At 63.6% G+C, this 16,935-nt stretch carries 17 protein-coding genes; 15 read left to right on the top strand and 2 right to left on the bottom strand.

Features of this window, described 5'->3' with window-relative positions; translation table 11 throughout:
- Positions 1-2: 2 nt before the first annotated feature.
- The 5 genes from PWG15_RS14315 to PWG15_RS14295 all read left to right on the top strand — a co-directional run bounded on the left by PWG15_RS14315 (position 3) and on the right by PWG15_RS14295 (position 5,123).
- Positions 3-794: an ABC transporter permease gene (locus PWG15_RS14315; protein WP_275020861.1), complete on the top strand. Its 792-nt coding sequence runs from the start codon at positions 3-5 to the stop codon at positions 792-794.
- The gene (locus PWG15_RS14310) at positions 791-1,891 is read left to right on the top strand and encodes an ABC transporter ATP-binding protein (RefSeq protein ID WP_275020859.1); all 1,101 of its coding nucleotides are present in this window, start codon (positions 791-793) and stop codon (positions 1,889-1,891) included. The genes PWG15_RS14315 and PWG15_RS14310 overlap by 4 nt, the downstream gene beginning before the upstream one ends.
- A 4-nt stretch (positions 1,892-1,895) precedes the next feature.
- Positions 1,896-2,630: an MBL fold metallo-hydrolase gene (locus PWG15_RS14305; protein ID WP_275020857.1), complete on the top strand. Its 735-nt coding sequence runs from the start codon at positions 1,896-1,898 to the stop codon at positions 2,628-2,630.
- Between the two features lie 16 nt (positions 2,631-2,646).
- Positions 2,647-4,080, top strand: a complete 1,434-nt coding sequence (locus tag PWG15_RS14300; RefSeq protein WP_275020856.1) for an aldehyde dehydrogenase family protein — start codon at positions 2,647-2,649, stop codon at positions 4,078-4,080.
- A gap of 197 nt (positions 4,081-4,277) precedes the next feature.
- The gene (locus tag PWG15_RS14295) at positions 4,278-5,123 is read left to right on the top strand and encodes a DMT family transporter (protein ID WP_275024429.1); all 846 of its coding nucleotides are present in this window, start codon (positions 4,278-4,280) and stop codon (positions 5,121-5,123) included.
- A 77-nt stretch (positions 5,124-5,200) separates the two neighbouring features.
- On the opposite strand, the gene PWG15_RS14290 is transcribed toward PWG15_RS14295, so the two are convergent.
- Positions 5,201-6,379 carry an aminotransferase gene (locus PWG15_RS14290; protein ID WP_275020854.1) on the bottom strand — a complete coding sequence of 393 codons (1,179 nt, stop codon included), beginning with the start codon at positions 6,377-6,379 and terminating at the stop codon, positions 5,201-5,203.
- Between the two features lie 18 nt (positions 6,380-6,397).
- The gene (locus tag PWG15_RS14285) at positions 6,398-7,444 is read right to left on the bottom strand and encodes a LysR substrate-binding domain-containing protein (protein WP_275020852.1); all 1,047 of its coding nucleotides are present in this window, start codon (positions 7,442-7,444) and stop codon (positions 6,398-6,400) included.
- A 223-nt stretch (positions 7,445-7,667) separates the two neighbouring features.
- Between PWG15_RS14285 and speB the strand changes: the two genes are divergently transcribed.
- The 10 genes from speB (at position 7,668) to PWG15_RS14235 (ending at position 16,891) form a co-directional block, all read left to right on the top strand.
- Positions 7,668-8,729, top strand: a complete 1,062-nt coding sequence (gene speB / locus PWG15_RS14280; RefSeq protein ID WP_275020850.1) for an agmatinase — start codon at positions 7,668-7,670, stop codon at positions 8,727-8,729.
- Between the two features lie 92 nt (positions 8,730-8,821).
- On the top strand, positions 8,822-9,616 hold the full coding sequence (locus tag PWG15_RS14275; RefSeq protein ID WP_275020848.1) for a transporter substrate-binding domain-containing protein: 795 nt from the start codon (positions 8,822-8,824) through the stop codon (positions 9,614-9,616).
- 59 nt (positions 9,617-9,675) lie between these two features.
- On the top strand, positions 9,676-10,344 hold the full coding sequence (locus PWG15_RS14270; RefSeq protein ID WP_275020846.1) for an amino acid ABC transporter permease: 669 nt from the start codon (positions 9,676-9,678) through the stop codon (positions 10,342-10,344).
- Positions 10,341-10,988 (top strand): amino acid ABC transporter permease, encoded by a 648-nt coding sequence (locus PWG15_RS14265; RefSeq protein ID WP_275020844.1) that lies wholly within the window; start codon positions 10,341-10,343, stop codon positions 10,986-10,988. The genes PWG15_RS14270 and PWG15_RS14265 overlap by 4 nt, the downstream gene beginning before the upstream one ends.
- Before the next feature lie 107 nt (positions 10,989-11,095).
- Positions 11,096-12,175 (top strand): ABC transporter substrate-binding protein, encoded by a 1,080-nt coding sequence (locus PWG15_RS14260; protein WP_275020842.1) that lies wholly within the window; start codon positions 11,096-11,098, stop codon positions 12,173-12,175.
- Between the two features lie 119 nt (positions 12,176-12,294).
- On the top strand, positions 12,295-13,332 hold the full coding sequence (locus PWG15_RS14255; protein ID WP_275020839.1) for an ABC transporter ATP-binding protein: 1,038 nt from the start codon (positions 12,295-12,297) through the stop codon (positions 13,330-13,332).
- Complete coding sequence (locus tag PWG15_RS14250) at positions 13,329-14,183, top strand: ABC transporter permease (RefSeq protein ID WP_275020837.1); 855 nt, start codon at positions 13,329-13,331, stop codon at positions 14,181-14,183. The genes PWG15_RS14255 and PWG15_RS14250 overlap by 4 nt, the downstream gene beginning before the upstream one ends.
- Complete coding sequence (locus tag PWG15_RS14245; protein WP_057249008.1) at positions 14,180-14,980, top strand: ABC transporter permease; 801 nt, start codon at positions 14,180-14,182, stop codon at positions 14,978-14,980. Before PWG15_RS14250 ends, PWG15_RS14245 begins: the two co-directional genes overlap by 4 nt.
- A complete protein-coding gene (locus tag PWG15_RS14240; RefSeq protein ID WP_275020832.1) occupies positions 14,977-15,756 on the top strand; it encodes a carbon-nitrogen hydrolase family protein in 780 nt (259 codons plus the stop codon). Before PWG15_RS14245 ends, PWG15_RS14240 begins: the two co-directional genes overlap by 4 nt.
- 181 nt (positions 15,757-15,937) lie before the next feature.
- Positions 15,938-16,891 carry a ring-cleaving dioxygenase gene (locus PWG15_RS14235; RefSeq protein WP_275020831.1) on the top strand — a complete coding sequence of 318 codons (954 nt, stop codon included), beginning with the start codon at positions 15,938-15,940 and terminating at the stop codon, positions 16,889-16,891.
- Positions 16,892-16,935: the final 44 nt, after the last annotated feature.

The raw sequence follows: 16,935 nt of genomic DNA, 5'->3' as shown, positions 1-16,935 counted from the left end.
CGATGCTGCGCCAGATTTCCGCAAGCGTGCTGTCCTGGACTTATCTGGTCCTCGTCTACGCTTTCATCTTCCTGCCGGTCGCCGTGCTGGTGCTGTTTTCCTTCCAGGACGGCCGCCTGCCGGTGCCGCCGTTCAACGGTTTCTCGCTGCAATGGTACGAGGCGGTTTTCGCCGACCGAAAGCTGATGGCGGCGCTCGGGAACTCGATGGTCGTGGCGCTCGTCTCCTCGGTCATCTCGGTGCTGCTCGGCTTCCTCGCGGCCTATGCGCTGGCGCGCTACAAGCTGCCGGGCTCGGCGCTGCAGCGCGGCCTGCTGATCGCGCCGATGACGGTCAGCTACCTGATCATCGCGCTCGGCCTTTTGTCGCTGATGAACGCGCTGCATATTCCGCTGTCGCTGATGACGGTCGGCGTCGGCCACGTGGTGATCAACCTGCCGCTCTGCTTTGCCATCATCTACGCCTCGATGGGCGATCACCACATCAACATCGAGCGGGCGGCGCGGGACCTCGGCGCAAACGATTTCAAGGTGATGGCGCTGGTGACGGCGCCGATGCTGATGCCGTCGATCCTCGCCGCCTTCTTCCTTTCCGTCACCTTCAGCTGGGACGAATTCATCATCGCCTTCCTGCTGTCGCGCTTCGACGTGACGCTGCCGGTCGAGATCTGGAGCATGCTGCGCTCCGGCCTCAACCCCAAGACCAATGCCATCGGCTCGCTGGTGTTCCTCGCCTCCGTCGCCGTGCTCCTCATCCTTGAGCTTTCCCTGTTCGGAAGGACGAAAAAACAATGACCGCTTCCGTCTCGATCGAAAACGTCAGCAAGATCTTCGGCGCCTTCACGGCCCTGGACAACGTCTCCCTCGATATCCGCGCCGGCGAGTTCATCGTGCTGCTCGGACCGTCGGGCTGCGGCAAGACCACGCTTTTGTCGATCCTCGGCGGCTTTCAGTCGCCAAGCGCCGGCCGCGTGACGATTGCCGGGCAGGACATGACCTATGTGGCGCCGGCCAAGCGCCCGACGACGACAATGTTCCAGGACTACGCGTTGTTTCCGCACATGCGCCTCGTCGACAATGTCGGCTTTGGGCTCAGGATGCGCGGTCTTGCCAAGGCCGAGCGGGACGAAAAGGCGCTCGGCTTCCTCGACCTCGTCGGTCTGAAGGCTTCGGCCGGCAAGCGGCCACACGAACTCTCGGGTGGCCAGCGCCAGCGCGTGGCGCTCGCCCGCGCGCTGGCCGTCGACCCGGATGTGCTTCTGCTCGACGAACCACTCGGCGCGCTTGATCTCAAGCTCCGGCGCCAGATGCAGGACGAGTTGAAGGCGATCCAGAAGCGGGTCGGCACCACCTTCGTGCATGTGACCCACGATCAGGAGGAGGCGATGGCGATCGCCGACCGCATCGTGGTGATGAATCAGGGCCGGATCGAGGACTTCGGCCCGCCGTCGGAGATCTACATGCGCCCGCGCTCGCTGTTTTCGGCAGGATTCATGGGCGAGGTCAATTTCGTTTCCGGCCGCGTTGCGGCGGCGGACGCAAGCTCCGCCCATGTCGAAACGCCACTCGGCAGCCTGGCACTGCCGGCGAAGAACTTCACGGCATCCGCGCCAAAGGCCGGCGACCGGATCACGCTGACGATCCGGCCGGAGCATTTCCGCGCCGATGACAAGGCCGAGGGGCCAACGGTGGCGCTCGGCGAGGCAAGGGTTGCCGGCAGTGCCTTCTTCGGCACGCATTATCGCTGCCATCTGCAGCCCTGCGCCACGGACACGCGGGCGCTGGTGGCGCATCTGCCGCAATCGGCAAGCGTGCGCGAAGGCGAGATCGTGCCACTTGCGGTGCGCGCTGCCGACGTCGTAGCCTTGCCCGCGACAGGCGGACATGCGTAGCACCATGCAGAGAATTGCCCCCAAGGACTGGTATCGCGTCAGGCGGCTCGACGATGACGTCACTGCCATCGACGAGCCCTATATCCAGGAGTTCTACCGCTGCAACATCTGGCATGTGCGCGGTCGCGACCGCGACATGCTTGTCGATAGCGGCATGGGCGTCGTGTCATTGACGGAATGGGTGCCGCTCGTCACCGAGCGTCCGCTGACCGCCGTCGCCAGCCACACCCATTTCGACCATATCGGCTGCCACCACGAGTTCGAGTGCCGTTGCGTGCACGCCGCGGAGGCGCAGCTGCTTGGCAGCCCGACGCGCAAGAATACGCTTGCCGAGCCCTATGCCGCCGATGAAATCTTCGATGCGCTGCCGCCCGAGCCCTATGCGTCCACCACCTACGCGGTGAGGGCGGCGCCGGCGACACGGCTGCTAGAGGATGGCGACCATATCGATCTTGGCGACCGTGTCTTCGAAGTGATCCACACGCCCGGTCATTCGCCAGGCGGCATCGCACTCTTCGAGGCTAAGACCGGAGTGCTGTTTTCCGGCGACATCCTCTACGACGGTCCGCTGATCGAGGACACCTATCATTCCAATGCCGACGACTATCTGGCGTCGATGGAACGGCTGCTTACGATACCCGCGCGTATCGTTCACGGCGGACATTTTCCGAGCTTCTCGGGCGAGCGTTATCAAGCGCTGATCCGGCACTGGCTCGCTGAAAAACAAAAGACAAACTGACGGGAAGGAGGAGCGAATGCTCGACAAACGCAAGTTCTACATCAACGGCGCCTGGGTGGACCCCATCGTCGCCAACGACCTCGAGGTGCTGAACCCGGCGACGGAAAAGCCCATCGCTGTCATCTCGATGGGCACGGCCGCGGACATCGACCGCGCTGTTGCCGCCGCCAAGAAGGCCTTTGCCAGCTACAGCCTGACCAGCGTCGAGGAGCGCCTGGCGCTGCTCGAAAAGCTGCTTGCCGTCTACAAGCGTCGCTATGACGAGATGGTCGATACCATCACAATGGAACTCGGCGCGCCGAAGACCATGACCCGCGAACAGCAGGCCGATGTCGGCGTCGGCCACCTGCAGGGCTTCATTGACGCGCTGAAGCGCCTGAAAAGCCGCGACCGGCTGCCGAACGGCGACGTGATCCTGCGTGAGCCGATCGGCGTCTGCGGCCTGATTACGCCGTGGAACTGGCCGATCAACCAGATCGCGCTGAAGGTGGTGCCGGCGCTTGCGACCGGTTCGACCTGCGTGTTGAAGCCGAGCGAGTTCACGCCGCTCAACGCCATGCTTTATGCCGAGATGATCGATGAGGCGGGCTTCCCGGCCGGCGTCTTCAACCTCGTCAACGGCGACGGCATCAACGCCGGTGCGGCCCTGTCGAAGCATCCCGATATCGACATGATGTCATTTACCGGCTCGACGCGCGCCGGTATCGCCGTCAGCAAGGATGCGGCCGAGACCGTCAAGCGCGTGACGCTGGAGCTCGGCGGCAAGTCGCCGAACATCGTCTTTGCGGATGCGGATCTCGAAGACCGCGTCACCGGCAGCGTGCTCGAATGCTTCAACAATTCCGGCCAGTCCTGCGACGCGCCGACCCGCATGCTGGTCGAGCGCAGCGTCTACGAACAGGTGGTCGAGATCGCCAAGCGCGTCGGCCGTGAGGCCAAGGTCGGCGACCCGACGCAGGAAGGCAGCCATATCGGTCCGCTCGTCAGCCACGTCCAGTTCGGCCGGGTACAGGCGTTGATCGAGGCGGGGATCGCCGAAGGCGCGCGCCTGCTCGTCGGCGGTGCCGGCAAGCCGGAGGGCTTCGAAACCGGCTACTTCGTCAAGCCGACAATCTTTGCCGACGTCAACAACGACATGCGCATCGCCCGCGAGGAAGTCTTCGGACCGGTGCTTGCGATCATCCCCTTCGACACCGAGGAGGAAGCGATCGCGGTTGCCAACGACACCAATTACGGTCTTGCCGCCTACGTGCAGACGGGTGACCCGAAGCGGGCCGAGCGCGTCGCATCACGCCTGCGCGCCGGCATGGTGCACATCAACGGCGGACCGCACCGCTATGGCAGCCCGTTCGGTGGCTACAAGCAGTCGGGCAACGGCCGTGAAGGCGGCATGTTCGGTCTGGAAGACTTCCTCGAAGTGAAGACCGTACACGTTCCGGACGCTGCCTGAGCAGAGAAGCAGAATAGCAAGAATTAGAACCCGGCCGTCGCACTCTGCGGCGGCCGCTTTTCGTTCACGCTTCGGCGCACAAGCACTGTCACCGGCAACCGGTATCTGCTAGCTCGTCGGCTCCTGCCCAGACGACTGCAATCCGGATATCTCCCGTGACCCAAACATCTCATTCCCAAGCCCATCATCGTCTCGCCATGGCCGCACTTCTGATCGGCGGCGCTGCGATCGGTGGTTCGCCGATCTTCGTGCGGCTGTCGGAGGTGGGGCCGATGGCGACCGCCTTCTGGCGCGTGGCGCTGGCGCTGATCCCGCTGCTTACTTGGACTTGGTTCCGTGGCGAGGGCACCAACGACCGGCGACCGCAAAAGCTCTCGGAATATGCGCTTCTGATCCTGCCTGGCGTGTTTCTCGCCATCGATCTCGCGGCCTGGCACTATGCGCTGACCAAGACGTCGGTCGCCAATGCGACGCTGCTTGCCAACCTTGCGCCCGTCTTCGTGACGCTTGCAAGCTGGCTGCTGTTTCGCTCGCGCGTCAGCGCCATCTTTGCGTTTGGTCTCGCGACCGCGATAGCCGGCGTGGTGACCCTGAAGGGCGGGCCGATGGCGCTTGCTGATGGCAACCTCGTCGGTGATGGCATTGCGGTCGTCGCGGCGATGTTCTACGCGGGCTATATCTTGGCGATCGGCCGACTGCGCAGCCTGTTCAGCACCGTACGCATCATGATCTGGAGCACCGCTTCTGCAGCAATCTGCATGCTGCCGATGGTGGCATTTTTCGAGGCGTCGCTTTTCCCGGCGACCGCATTCGGCTGGGCGATGCTGTTCGGGCTCGCCTTCGTCAGCCACGCCGGCGGGCAGGTGGCGATCACCTACGCGCTCGCCTATCTGCCGCCCGCCTTTTCCTCGCTGACCCTGCTGTTGCAGCCGGTCGTGGCGGCGATCCTCGCCTGGATCCTGCTTGCCGAACCGGTCGGCCTGATGCAGGCGATCGGCGGCGCGATCGTTCTTGTCGGCATCCTGATCGCGCGGCGTGGATAACGCCGCGCGCTTTCCCCAACGCAATTCCAGGAAAAGTGTGAAACGGTTTCCGTCCGGAACTGCGTTACTTCAAGGTCTCAGAGGCCTGGCGGCGTAAAGTTCGCCAGCCGCTCCTCGAGCTTGCGGATCGTATCGGCGTCGGCGTTTGCAAAGGCAAAACGCAGATAGTTCTCCTGGCCCTCGCCGAAATAGTCGCCCGGCAGGCAGACGACGCCGGCGAGCTTTGCGAGCTTTTCGGCGATGAATTGCGAGTCGATATCGGGGAAGGGGTGGCGGACATAGGCGAAGTAGGCGCCGACCGCCTGCAGCTTCCATTTCGGCAACCGGCTCATGACGTCCCTGAGCGCATCGGCGCGCGCGGCGATCTCGGCGCGATTGGCCTGGCGCCACTCGGCAAGCGCCGGAATGGCCTTGGCAACGGCCGCCTGGGCGGAGCGCGGCGCGCAGATCTGCAGGTTGTCCATGATCTTCGTCACCTGTTCGATGACGGCAGGGCCGGCGGTGATGGCGCCCAGACGATGACCGGGGATGCAGAACGACTTGGAGAAGCTGTAGAGGCCGATGAAGCTCTCCTGCCAGCCTTCGCTTGCCAGAAGCCCGTGGGGTGCTGCGGACGCGTCAGGCAGGAAGTCGCGATAGGTCTCATCGAGGATCAGCCACACGCCCTTGGCGCGGCAGGCCTCGTGGATGCGGGCGAGCAGCTCCGGCGGATAGACCGCGCCGGTGGGATTGTTCGGCGAGACGAGTGCCAGCGCCCGGATGCCCGGCCGAAGCGCTGCGGCAATCGCGTCGACTTCGGGCAAGAAGCCGGCGCCGGCGTCGCAGGGTACGAGCTCGACATTGATGCCGAGCATCGACAGCGTCGTTTCCTGGTTGAAGTAATAGGGGTTGGTCATCAGGATCGTGTCGCCTGCGCCGGCGATCGCCATTGCCGTGCAGATGAAAGCCTGGTTGCAGCCCGAGGTGATGTGGATGTTGTCGGCCGCCACCGTCGCGCCGTAAAGCTCGGCGACATGGGCGGCGTAGGCGTCACGCAGCACCGCTTCGCCCTCGATCGCGCCGTAGCCGGTATAGGCCGTGGACGCGGCGGCTTCGCCGAGCCAGGAAAGCATGTCCGGATGCGCGGGATAGCCGGGCACGGCCTGTGACAGGTCGATGAGCGGGCCACGGGAACCGTCGTAGGATTTCGCCCAGGCCAACACCGAGGGAACTGGCGGCGGCGAGAGCTTTTCGACGAGCGGATTGAAATGCGGCATGGCGGGTATTCCTGTAGGTTAGGCCTTGGCTTTGCGTTTCTGCGGGCGATCGGTGCGGCGGGCACTGCTCGGCGCCGAGACCGGCTGAAAGTTGTCCTTGCCCGATTTACGATCTGTCGGCTCGGATTTCGAGGTGCGGCTGCGAATAATCGTGCGCGCCGAAGTCTGGAGTTCCGGCATCGGATCGCTTTCGAGTGCCGCGAACATCCAGTCGATGAAAATGCGCACGATCGGTGCGGCCAGTACCTCGTTGCGGCAGGCGACGAAGAAGGCGTCGTTGGCCGGCACCGTCAGGTCGAAGGGCGCGATCAGCTCGCCGCGCGCGATCAGGCTGCCAGCGGTAATGGTGTCGCCGAGCGCGACGCCCTGGTTGTGAAGTGCTGCCTCGGTCGAAAGCCGTGCGTCGCTCATGAAATGCTGCTGGCCGCGTTGCAGGTCGCTGGCGTCGGCCGCCGCCAGCCAGGTGTTCCACTCGCGGCCGTCGTCGCCATGCAGCATCACGTGGTCGCGCAGGTCGCGCACCGAGCGCAAGGGCCGCATGTTGAGCAGCGTCGGACTGACGACCGGGAAGAGCTCCAGCCGGCTCCAGAGCTTGGCCCAGGCGCCCGACCAGTTGCCGTCGCCATAGATCAGGCAGACGTCGACATCGGGCGAATGCAGATAGGCTTCGTCGTTGGAGGCGATCAGCGTCAGCCGCACGTCCGGATATTGTTCGGTGAAGAGATGCAGCCGCGGGATCAACCAGAAGGAAAGCAGCGCCGGGACGCAGGTGATCCGGAGTTCGCCGCTCGTCGTCGGCCGTGTCATCGCCGCGGTTGCCGCCGCAATCTCGGCAAAGGCATGGGTGACGGCCGGCAAAAGCAGTGCGCCCTGCGGCGTCAGCTTCAGCCGCTTACCGCCACGCTCGAACAGGGCCGCTTTGACCGAGAGTTCCAGCGCCCGGATCTGGTGGCTGATCGCGCCATGGGTGACGTTCAGTTCGCGCGCGGCAGCCGATACGGAGCCCCGCCGCGCCGTCGCTTCGAAGGCGCGCAAAGGGTTCAAGGGAGGCAGGCGGCTGGACAAATCGTCGGGTTCCGGCAGATTTCAGAATGTGAATTTTTCTCACACGAAACGCTATAACAATGTCAATTGATTTTCCAGAGGATTTGCCGCCTAATATTCATCAACAAAGGCGAAAACGCCTGGGGAACATGATCGCGCCGGACGAACCGGCTTCATCCGCAGTGAGAAATCTGTGGCGCTTTCAAGCGCATGCCCGGGCTATGGATGACGGAGGACCACACCAATGGCCTGGAACGACAACAAGCTTGCCGAACTGAAGGCGAAATACGGCGAGAGCCACGGCGGCGAGCTGTTCGATCCGACCTTCCGCAAGGTTGCCGACAAGATCTTCAACAAGAGCGGCACGCGGCTTGCGCCCTATTCGGGCATCCCGACCTTCCTCACCGCGCCGCATATGCCGGTTGACGCGGAGAATCCGGATTTCGGCAATCTGCAGGTGGCGATCGTCGGCATTCCCATGGATCTCGGCGTCACCAACCGCCCGGGCTCGCGCTTCGGACCGCGGGCGCTGCGTTCGATCGAGCGCATCGGCCCCTACAACCACGTGCTCGGCTGCACCCCGGTGCAGGAACTCCGTGTCGCCGACATCGGCGACGTGCCGTTCCAGAGCCGCTACCGGCTGGAGCTCAGCCATGAGGATATCGAAAAGCGCATCAACCAGATCGTCGATGCCGGCGTTCTGCCGCTCTCGGTCGGCGGCGACCATTCGATCACCCATCCGATCCTGAAGGCGGTCGGCAGGGAACGTCCGGTCGGCATGATCCACATCGACGCCCACTGTGACACCGGCGGTGCCTACGATCTCACCAAGTTCCACCACGGCGGCCCGTTCCGCAACGCCGTACTCGACGGCGTGCTCGACCCGACCCGCGTGGTGCAGATCGGCATTCGCGGCTCGGCCGAATATCTCTGGGAGTTCTCCTACGAGTCCGGCATGACTGTCATCCATGCGGAGGAAGTGACCGGTCTCGGCATTCCCGCGATCATCGAGAAGGCGAAGAAGATCGTCGGCGATGGCCCGACCTATCTCTCCTTCGACATCGACAGCCTTGATCCGTCCTTCGCACCTGGCACCGGTACGCCGGAAGTCGGCGGTCTGACGACCCGCGAGGTACTAGAGTTGATCCGCGGCCTCAAGGGCATCAATCTCGTCGGCGGCGACGTCGTGGAAGTTGCGCCACAATACGACTCGACCACCAACACGGCCCATGCCGGCGCCCAGGTGCTCTTCGAGATCCTGAGCCTCATGGTCTTCAGCCCGGCGATCACGGGCAAGTCCGCCTGACGACGGACAACAGGTTTGTCGGCTGCCGGACCGGAAACGGCAGCCGACCACCAGACGTCACAATCACAAAGCTTCCGGGTAGGGGAATACCAATGACGATCCATTCGAAACTGAAGACAGCTTTCGCCGCCGCCCTGATGCTCGGGGCTGCCGCCGGCATCGCCAAGGCCGATGCGCTCGCCGATATCAAATCGGCCGGCCAGATCAATGTCGGCATCTTCTCCGACTTCCCGCCCTTCTCCTCGGCCAGCGCCGACATGAGCATCAAGGGCTATGACGTCGACGTGGCGCAGCAGATTGCCGATAGCCTCGGCGTCAAGCTCAACCTCGTCAGCGTAACCGGCCAGAACCGCATTCCTTATCTCAACGACAAGCGCGTCGACATCCTGATGAGCGTCGGCTTCTCCAAGGAACGCGCCGAGGTGATCGACTTCGCTGCGGCTTACGCCCCTTATTACATCGCGGTGATCGGCCCGGCGGAGCTGAAGGTCGCCGGCAAGGAAGACCTTGCGGAGAAGACCATCGCCGTCAACCGCGGCACGCTGGAAGACACCTCGCTCACCGAAGCGGCACCGGCCAATGCGGACATCCAGCGCTTCGACAACTACAATGCGGTGATCCAGGCCTTCATCTCCGGCCAGACGCAGCTGATGGTCGTCGGCAACGACGTCGGCGCCCAGGTGCTGGCGCGGCAGGAAGCCTTGAAGCCGGAGCAGAAGTTCCAGCTTCTGACCTCGCCGTCGCATATCGGCCTCAACAAGAACGAAGAGGGCCTGAAGACCGCGGTCAACGACGTGGTCGCCAAGATGCTCGCCGATGGCAAGCTGAACGCAAGCTCCGAGTCCTGGCTGAAGACGCCGCTCAACCCCGAGAACCTCAAGGACTAACAGCCCTGGTGGCCGCGAGGGCAATCCCCTCGCGGCCCGCTTGAGGAAAGGTTGCGACGATGGGCTACGGCCTCAGCTTCGGTTGGCTCAAGGATGCCGCGGGTGCGATCGCCCATGGCGCCGCCATGACCGTGTTCCTGATCGCCTGCACCACGGTGCTCGGCATCCTGATCAGCATTCTCTTCGCCGCCGCCCGCCGCAGCCGCTATACGGTGCTGCGCAAGGCGGTGGCCGTCTATGTCGAAGTCGTCAGGAACACGCCGTTTCTGGTGCAGCTGTTCTTCATCTATTTCGGCCTGCCGAGCCTCGGCATTAGGCTTGACCCGATCGTTGCGGCCATCGTCGCAATGACGCTCAACATGGCAGCCTATACGACCGAGATCGTCGGCGCCGGACTGGACGCGGTGCCGAAGGGGCAGAGCGAAGCGGCGTTTGCACTCGGGCTGAAACCGCGGCAGGTCTTCGTCAAGATCATCCTGCCGCAGGCGTTGAAGGTGATCTTCCCGGCGCTCACCAGCCAGGTGATCATCATGATGCTGGAATCGGCCGTCGTCTCGCAGATCGCCGTGCGCGAGCTGGCGCATGAGGCAGACCTGCTGCAGGCACGGACGTTCCGCTCGTTCGAAACCTATTTCGTCGTAACCCTGATCTATCTCGGCCTGTCGATGGCCGTGCGGCGGCTCTTTGTGGCTGGCGGCCGCCGAGTGCTTGGAGCGGGCGTGTCATGATCGAATTCACCTTCTGGGATATCCTGCGCAACCTGATCTTTGCCACCCGCTGGACGGTGCTTCTGTCGATCGTCGCCTTTGCCGGTGGTGCTGCGGTCGGGCTTGCGATGCTCGCCGCCCGCATCTCCGAACGCCCTTGGCTGCGCCGCTTTGGTTCCGGCTACATCGCGCTCTTTCAGGGCACGCCGCTTTTGATGCAGCTGTTCCTGATGTTCTTCGGCCTGCCGATGCTCGGGTTTCGGATCGAGCCGTGGACGGCGGCGGCATTGGGCCTGACGTTTTATGCCAGCGCCTATCTCGCCGAGATCTGGCGCGGCGGGGTGGAAGCGCTGCCGCGCGGGCAGTGGGACGCCGGCGCGAGCCTCGGGCTGCATCGCCTGCAGGAGCTGCGGCTCGTCATCCTGCCACAGGCTTTCGCCATCACCCGGCCGGCCGCCGTTGGCTTCCTCGTGCAGCTGATCAAGAGCACCGCGCTCACCTCGATCATCGGTTTCGAAGAGCTTCTCAGAACCGCCAATGCGATCAATAATGCCACCTTCGAACCTTTCACGGTCTATGGGCTGGTCGCGGTGATCTTCTTCGTGCTGTGTTATCCGCTGACACAATATGCGCGCATGCTCGAGCGGCGGGCGCCGGCGCATTAGGCTATGGATTTTGGGCGCGAGCTGATCGCGCCCGAGACTAAAAACATGTAAGGAATCAAATACAACAGGGAACGAGGCGGGCAACGCCGAAACAAAGGAGAACGAGAATGATCACCACTCCCATCAAACGCCGGACGCTGCTCGGTGCCGGTCTTGCCGGCGCCTCGATGCTGGCAATGCCTTCGATCCTTCGCGCGCAGGACAAGTCGCTGAAGGTCGGCGTCTACGGCGGCTACTTCAAGGATTCGTTCGACAAGAACATCTTCCCGGAATTCACCAAGGCGACGGGCATCGCGGTCGAGTCGATTGCGGAGCCGACCGGTGAAGCCTGGCTTGTCCAGCTCGAGCAGGCCGCTCGCGCCGGCCAGGCCCCGGCCGACGTCTCGATGATGTCGCAGGTGGCGATGCTGAAGGGCCAGTCGACCGACCTCTGGACGCCGCTCGACACCGCCAAGATCAAGAACGCCTCGAACCTTCTCGATCGCTTCGTCAACAAGTATCCGGATGGCCGCATTGCCGGTATCGGTGCCGTCTCCTGGTACATCACGCTGGTGACCAATACCGACGTCTACAAGGAAGCACCGACCTCCTGGTCGGCCTTCTGGGATCCGGCAAACGCCGACAAGCTGGGCCTGCTCGCACTCGTCTCCAACTCCTTCCTGCTCGAAGTGACGGCCAAGACCTTCATGGGCGGCACCAATGCGCTCGACACGGAAGAGGGTCTGCTGAAGGCGTTCGACAAGCTTGCCGAGGTGAAGCCGAATGTTCGCCTGTGGTACCGCGACGAAGCCCAGTTCGAGCAGTCGCTGAAGTCGGGCGAAATTCCGATGGGCCAGTACTATCATGACGTGACCGGCCTTGCCGCCGCCGACGGCCATCCGGTGCGCTCGACCTTCCCGAAGGAAGGCGGCATTCAGGATTCCGGTTGCTGGGCGCTATCGCGTGCCTCGCAGAAGTCGGAAGAGGCGCACATCTTCATCGACTATATGTGCCAGCCCTCGATCCAGGCGACCTTGTCGCGCAAGGTCGGAACGTCGCCGACCGTCAAGCGCGAGGTGACCGATCTCACCGACAAGGAGTTCGCAGCCGTTTCGTCCGACATCGAGCCGATCATCCCGCGCTACGATCTCTACCAGACCAAGTCGGATTGGCTGAACCAGAAGTGGACCGAGCTGATCGTCGGCTGATCCTGACGGCTCCCCGGCAACCGGGGAGAACAAGAAGCGTAACGACGGGGAGGGGCCACCGGCAACTCCCCGCCTGAACCCCTCCATGAGGTGGAGGGGACCATCCTCGCGGAGACACAATGTCCGGACTTGCCCTTCAAAACGTCGTCAAGGAATTCGGAGCCTTCAGGGCCGTCAACAATGTTGACCTGACCGTGCCGCACGGCACCTTCGTCTGCATGCTCGGACCGTCCGGTTGCGGCAAGACCACGCTGCTCCGCATGATCGCCGGCCTCGATCTGCCGACCGGCGGGGCAATCCGGCTCGACAATGAGGACATCACTCGGGTTCCGACGCACAAGCGCAATCTCGGCATGGTGTTCCAGTCGCTAGCGCTGTTTCCGCACCTGACTGTCGGCGAAAACATCGCCTATCCGCTGCGTATCCGCGGCGTGGCCAAGGAAGACCAGAAGAAGCGCGTCGACGAACTCCTCGCGATGATCCATCTTTCCGGCTATGCCGACCGTCCGGTCGCCAAGCTCTCGGGCGGCCAGCGTCAGCGCGTGGCGATTGCCCGGGCGCTTTCGATCTCGCCGAAACTCTTCCTGCTCGACGAACCGCTGTCGGCACTCGACGCCAAGCTGCGCGAGGCAATGCAGGTGGAACTGCGCCAGCTGCAACAGCAGCTCGGCATCACCACCATCGTCGTCACCCACGACCAGCGCGAAGCGATGACCATGGCCGACACCGTCGTCGTCATGAGCGGCGGCGAAATCCGCCAGGCCGCGTCGCCGATCGAGATCTATCGCCGCCCGGCCGACAGCTTCGTCGCCGACTTCATCGGCCAGACCAACCTGCTCGAGGTTCAGGCCGACAGCGCCGGCCGCGCCGAGGTGCTCGGTCATGTCGTCCCTGGCCTTAACCTGCCGGCCGGCTCCAACAAGGGCACGCTGTCGGTCCGCCCCGAAGACGTGCATCTGACGGCCCCTGGCGCCGGAGCGCTCACCGGTAAGGTCACCTTCGTGCGCGATCTCGGCGGCACGATCGAAACCTTCGTCGACATCGCCGGCCGCCAGATCGTCGCCGTCTCCACGCCGCGCGCCCGGCCCGACGTTTCCGTCGGCCAGGAGGTCGGCATCGCGCTCACTCCCGATGTCTGCGTGGTGCTGAAGAAATGAGACGCGAACCGCCCCAGACCCTTGGCGATTACGCGCCGCTCCTCTTTCCCGCAGCGATGCTGACGATCTTCTTCGTCGTGCCCTTCGGCACGATGATCGCCGTCAGCTTCTTCCAGCGCCAGCAGGGCGGCTTCTATACGCCGGCCTTCGTCTTCGACAATTACGCCCGCTTCCTCTCGGTCTTCTTCGGCGGGGTGCTCGGCTTCTCGCTGATGCTCGCCATCACCGTTGCGATCTGCTGCGTCGTGCTTGCGCTGCCCTTCACCTACATGCTGACGCGCATGGCGCGGAAGGTGCAGGTGGTCTGGCTGGTGGCGCTGCTGTCGATCCTGTCGCTCTCGGAAGTCATTATCGGCTTTGCCTGGTCGACGCTGTTTTCGCGCACCGCCGGCATCACCAACATTCTGGTCGCGCTCGGCATCATGGCCGAGGCCAAGGCTTTGACGCCGAGCTTCGGCGCCGTTCTGACCGGTATGGTCTACCAAGCCTTCCCCTATACGGTGCTGGTGCTCTTCCCGGCGCTCGTCCGCCTCGATCCGACGCTGACGGAAGCGGCTCGCACGCTCGGTGCCTCGCCGCTCAAGGCCTTCTTCACGGTGGTCGTGCCGGCGCTGCGCAACACCATTACCGCTACCCTGATCATGGTCTTCATCTTCGCGCTCGGCTCCTATCTTTTGCCGCAGCTTCTCGGCCGGCCGCAGCACTGGACACTGTCGGTGCTGATCACCGACCAGGCGATCTACCAGTCGAACATGCCGTTCGCGGCCGCCATGGCCGTGTTCCTCGTGCTCGTGACGCTGGGGCTCGTGGCGCTCACCGTGATTGCCGGACGCAAGGGAGAAGCGGCATGACCTCGATCTTCCGCAAGGCCTATTTCTTCCTGATCGGTCTGTTCCTGTCGCTGCCACTGATCGTCGTTGCCGGCGTCTCGGTCAACCAGAAGCAGACGCTCGCCTTTCCGCCGCAGGGCTTTTCGCTCTCCTGGTACGGCGAGATCTTCCTCAATCCGGAATGGCGCAATGCGCTCTTCGCCTCGGTAACGCTCGCCGTGCTTTCGGCAGCACTTGCGGTTGCGATCGCCCTGCCGCTTTCCTGGTTCCTGTGGCGCCGGATTGCGCCCTGGGCGAACATCTTCCAGCTTCTCGGCGTCGCACCGTTCACGCTGCCGCCCGTCATCACCGCGCTCGGCATGCTCACCTTCTGGGCGACGGTCGGCTTTTACGGCCAGCCCTGGACGGCGGTCGTCAGCCACGCGATCTTCTTCGTGACGCTGCCGCTGGTGACGCTGTCGCTCGGCTTCACCTCGATCGATCGCTCGCTGGTCGAGGCAGCCTCGACCATGGGGGCCGACGAGCGCACGATCTTCCGCACCGTCGTGCTGCCTTTGATCCTGCCCTATATCGTCTCCGGCTATGCCTTCGCCTTCGTGTTGTCGCTCAACGAATACATCGTTGCCTACATGACGGTCGGCTTCACGGTCGAAACCCTGCCGATCAAGATCTTCAATGCGCTGCGCTACGGCTATACGCCGACCATGGCGTCGGTGACGGTTCTCTTCGTCACGACGGCTGCGGTGATCTTCGGCCTCGTCGCCCGCTTCGGCGACCTGCCGAAGCTGCTCGGCGCCATGTCGTCGGATGGAAAATGATGAAGCTCGCCGCCCTCCAGATGCAATCGGTGGCGGGGGATGTCGCTGCCAATCTCGACCGGATCGCACGTGCTGCGGCGGAAGCCGCGGCTGAAGGGGCGACGCTGCTGATGACGCCGGAACTCGGCGTCACCGGCTACGGCGCCGGCGAGGCGCTAGCGGCGCTTGCCGAAGCGCCTGATGGTGCGATCGTTCAACGCCTCAAGGCGATTTCGGTAGAGACCGGCATTGCTGTTATCGCCGGCTTTGCCGAGCGTGACGGCAAGGACGTCTATAACAGCGCCGTCTATGTCGACGGCGAAACTGCACCGGTCGTCTATCGCAAGTCCCATCTCTACGGCGATTACGAGCGCGCGATCTTCCGGGCGCCGGAACCGTCGACCCGGCTCTTCGTGCATCGCGGCGTCACCTGCGGCATGCTGATCTGCTACGACGTCGAGTTTCCCGAGAACGTGCGACGGCTGGCGCTCGCCGGTGCAGAGGCCGTGCTGGTGCCGACGGCACTACCGGCCGGCTGGTCCGGCGATTTCATCGCCGAGCACATGATCCAGACACGCGCCTTCGAAAATCAAGTGTTCGTCGCCTATATCAATCATCACGGTTCGGACCCGCTGTTCTCCTTCGCGGGTCTGTCGCGCATCGCAGCACCCGACGGCCAGTTGCTCGCCAAGGCGGGGGCGGGGCAGGAAACCCTGTTGCTCGTCGATATCGACCCGTCGGTCTATGCCATCTCCCGCCTTGAAAACACCTATCTCGGCGATCTCAATCGACGTTGAGGCGACGCGGGTTGCTGCCCGATCCCGTTGGCGGCAACCATGAAGCGGATGATTTTGTCAGCGACGATACCTGAGGATTGTTCGCTCAACAGGAACGTTCCGTTCTTTATTGATCCACTGTCGGAAACGATGCGCCATCCCATATTGTGCTCAACAGTAATGCCACGCTTTGGAGGCAATCATGAGCTTGCAACTGACCGGGATCCATCACCTGACGGCGATCACCGCCAACGCACCGGAAAACCTGCACTTCTATACCGAGGTGCTCGGGCTGCGACTGGTCAAGAAGACCGTCAACCAGGATGACACCACCGCCTATCACCTCTTTTATGCCGATGGGCGCGCCACGCCCGGAACCGACCTGACCTTCTTCGACTGGCCTGTCGGGCCCGAGGGGCGCGGCACGCACAGCATCTCGCGCACGGGCCTTCGGGTTGGCAGTGCTGCGAGCGTGCAATGGTGGAAGCATCGCTTCGATGACCTGAAGGTCACAGCGGGCGACGTCGTCGAGATCGATGGCCGCGTCTCGCTCGACTTCGAGGATGGCGAGGGCCAGCGGTTCCGGCTGATCGATGACGGCGGACTTGAGCCTTCGCACCCTTGGGAGAAAAGCCTGGTTGCGGCCGAGCACCAGATCAAGGGCCTCGGACCGATCACCATCAGCGTGCCCGACATCACCAACACGCAGCTTGTCCTGACGCATGTGATGAACATGAGCGAGGCACGCACCTATCCGTCGCCGGACGGCCAGGGCGAGGTCCATGTGTTCATAATGGGCGAGGGCGGTCCTGCGGCGGAACTGCACGTCGCCGTCCAGCCGGGGTTGCCGATCGCTCGCCAGGGTGCCGGCGCCGTGCACCACGTCGCCTTCCGCGCCCCTGACAATGCGGCGCTAACGGAATGGACAGAGCGGCTCAACGGTTTCCACCTGCCGTCGAGCGGCGAGGTCGAGCGTTTCTACTTCCGCTCGCTCTACTTCCGTGAGCCGAACGGCGTTCTCTTCGAGATCGCCACCGACGGTCCCGGTTTTGCGGTCGACGAACCGATGGAGACGCTCGGCGAGAGCCTGTCGCTGCCGCCGTTCCTGGAGCCGAAGCGGGCCCAGATCGAGGCGCGCCTGAAGCCACTCAGATAAACGTGACGAAGAAGCCGGGGATTTCCCCGGCTTCTTTCTTCTTA

It is taken from the genome of Ensifer adhaerens (assembly GCF_028993555.1).
In the GTDB taxonomy this organism is placed as follows: domain Bacteria; phylum Pseudomonadota; class Alphaproteobacteria; order Rhizobiales; family Rhizobiaceae; genus Ensifer; species Ensifer adhaerens_I.
This window is presented reverse-complemented; position numbering and strand designations above follow the sequence as displayed.

What these genes read in the sequence shown, in the direction of transcription:
- PWG15_RS14315 (WP_275020861.1), top strand. Translation starts at nt 3, where the DNA reads ATGCTGCGCCAGATTTCCGCAAGCGTGCTGTCCTGGACTTATCTGGTC.
- PWG15_RS14310 (WP_275020859.1), top strand. Translation starts at nt 791, where the DNA reads ATGACCGCTTCCGTCTCGATCGAAAACGTCAGCAAGATCTTCGGCGCC.
- PWG15_RS14305 (WP_275020857.1), top strand. Translation starts at nt 1,896, where the DNA reads ATGCAGAGAATTGCCCCCAAGGACTGGTATCGCGTCAGGCGGCTCGAC.
- PWG15_RS14300 (WP_275020856.1), top strand. Translation starts at nt 2,647, where the DNA reads ATGCTCGACAAACGCAAGTTCTACATCAACGGCGCCTGGGTGGACCCC.
- PWG15_RS14295 (WP_275024429.1), top strand. Translation starts at nt 4,278, where the DNA reads ATGGCCGCACTTCTGATCGGCGGCGCTGCGATCGGTGGTTCGCCGATC.
- PWG15_RS14290 (WP_275020854.1), bottom strand. Translation starts at nt 6,379, where the DNA reads ATGCCGCATTTCAATCCGCTCGTCGAAAAGCTCTCGCCGCCGCCAGTT.
- speB (WP_275020850.1), top strand. Translation starts at nt 7,668, where the DNA reads ATGGCCTGGAACGACAACAAGCTTGCCGAACTGAAGGCGAAATACGGC.
- PWG15_RS14275 (WP_275020848.1), top strand. Translation starts at nt 8,822, where the DNA reads ATGACGATCCATTCGAAACTGAAGACAGCTTTCGCCGCCGCCCTGATG.
- PWG15_RS14270 (WP_275020846.1), top strand. Translation starts at nt 9,676, where the DNA reads ATGGGCTACGGCCTCAGCTTCGGTTGGCTCAAGGATGCCGCGGGTGCG.
- PWG15_RS14265 (WP_275020844.1), top strand. Translation starts at nt 10,341, where the DNA reads ATGATCGAATTCACCTTCTGGGATATCCTGCGCAACCTGATCTTTGCC.
- PWG15_RS14260 (WP_275020842.1), top strand. Translation starts at nt 11,096, where the DNA reads ATGATCACCACTCCCATCAAACGCCGGACGCTGCTCGGTGCCGGTCTT.
- PWG15_RS14255 (WP_275020839.1), top strand. Translation starts at nt 12,295, where the DNA reads ATGTCCGGACTTGCCCTTCAAAACGTCGTCAAGGAATTCGGAGCCTTC.
- PWG15_RS14250 (WP_275020837.1), top strand. Translation starts at nt 13,329, where the DNA reads ATGAGACGCGAACCGCCCCAGACCCTTGGCGATTACGCGCCGCTCCTC.
- PWG15_RS14245 (WP_057249008.1), top strand. Translation starts at nt 14,180, where the DNA reads ATGACCTCGATCTTCCGCAAGGCCTATTTCTTCCTGATCGGTCTGTTC.
- PWG15_RS14240 (WP_275020832.1), top strand. Translation starts at nt 14,977, where the DNA reads ATGATGAAGCTCGCCGCCCTCCAGATGCAATCGGTGGCGGGGGATGTC.
- PWG15_RS14235 (WP_275020831.1), top strand. Translation starts at nt 15,938, where the DNA reads ATGAGCTTGCAACTGACCGGGATCCATCACCTGACGGCGATCACCGCC.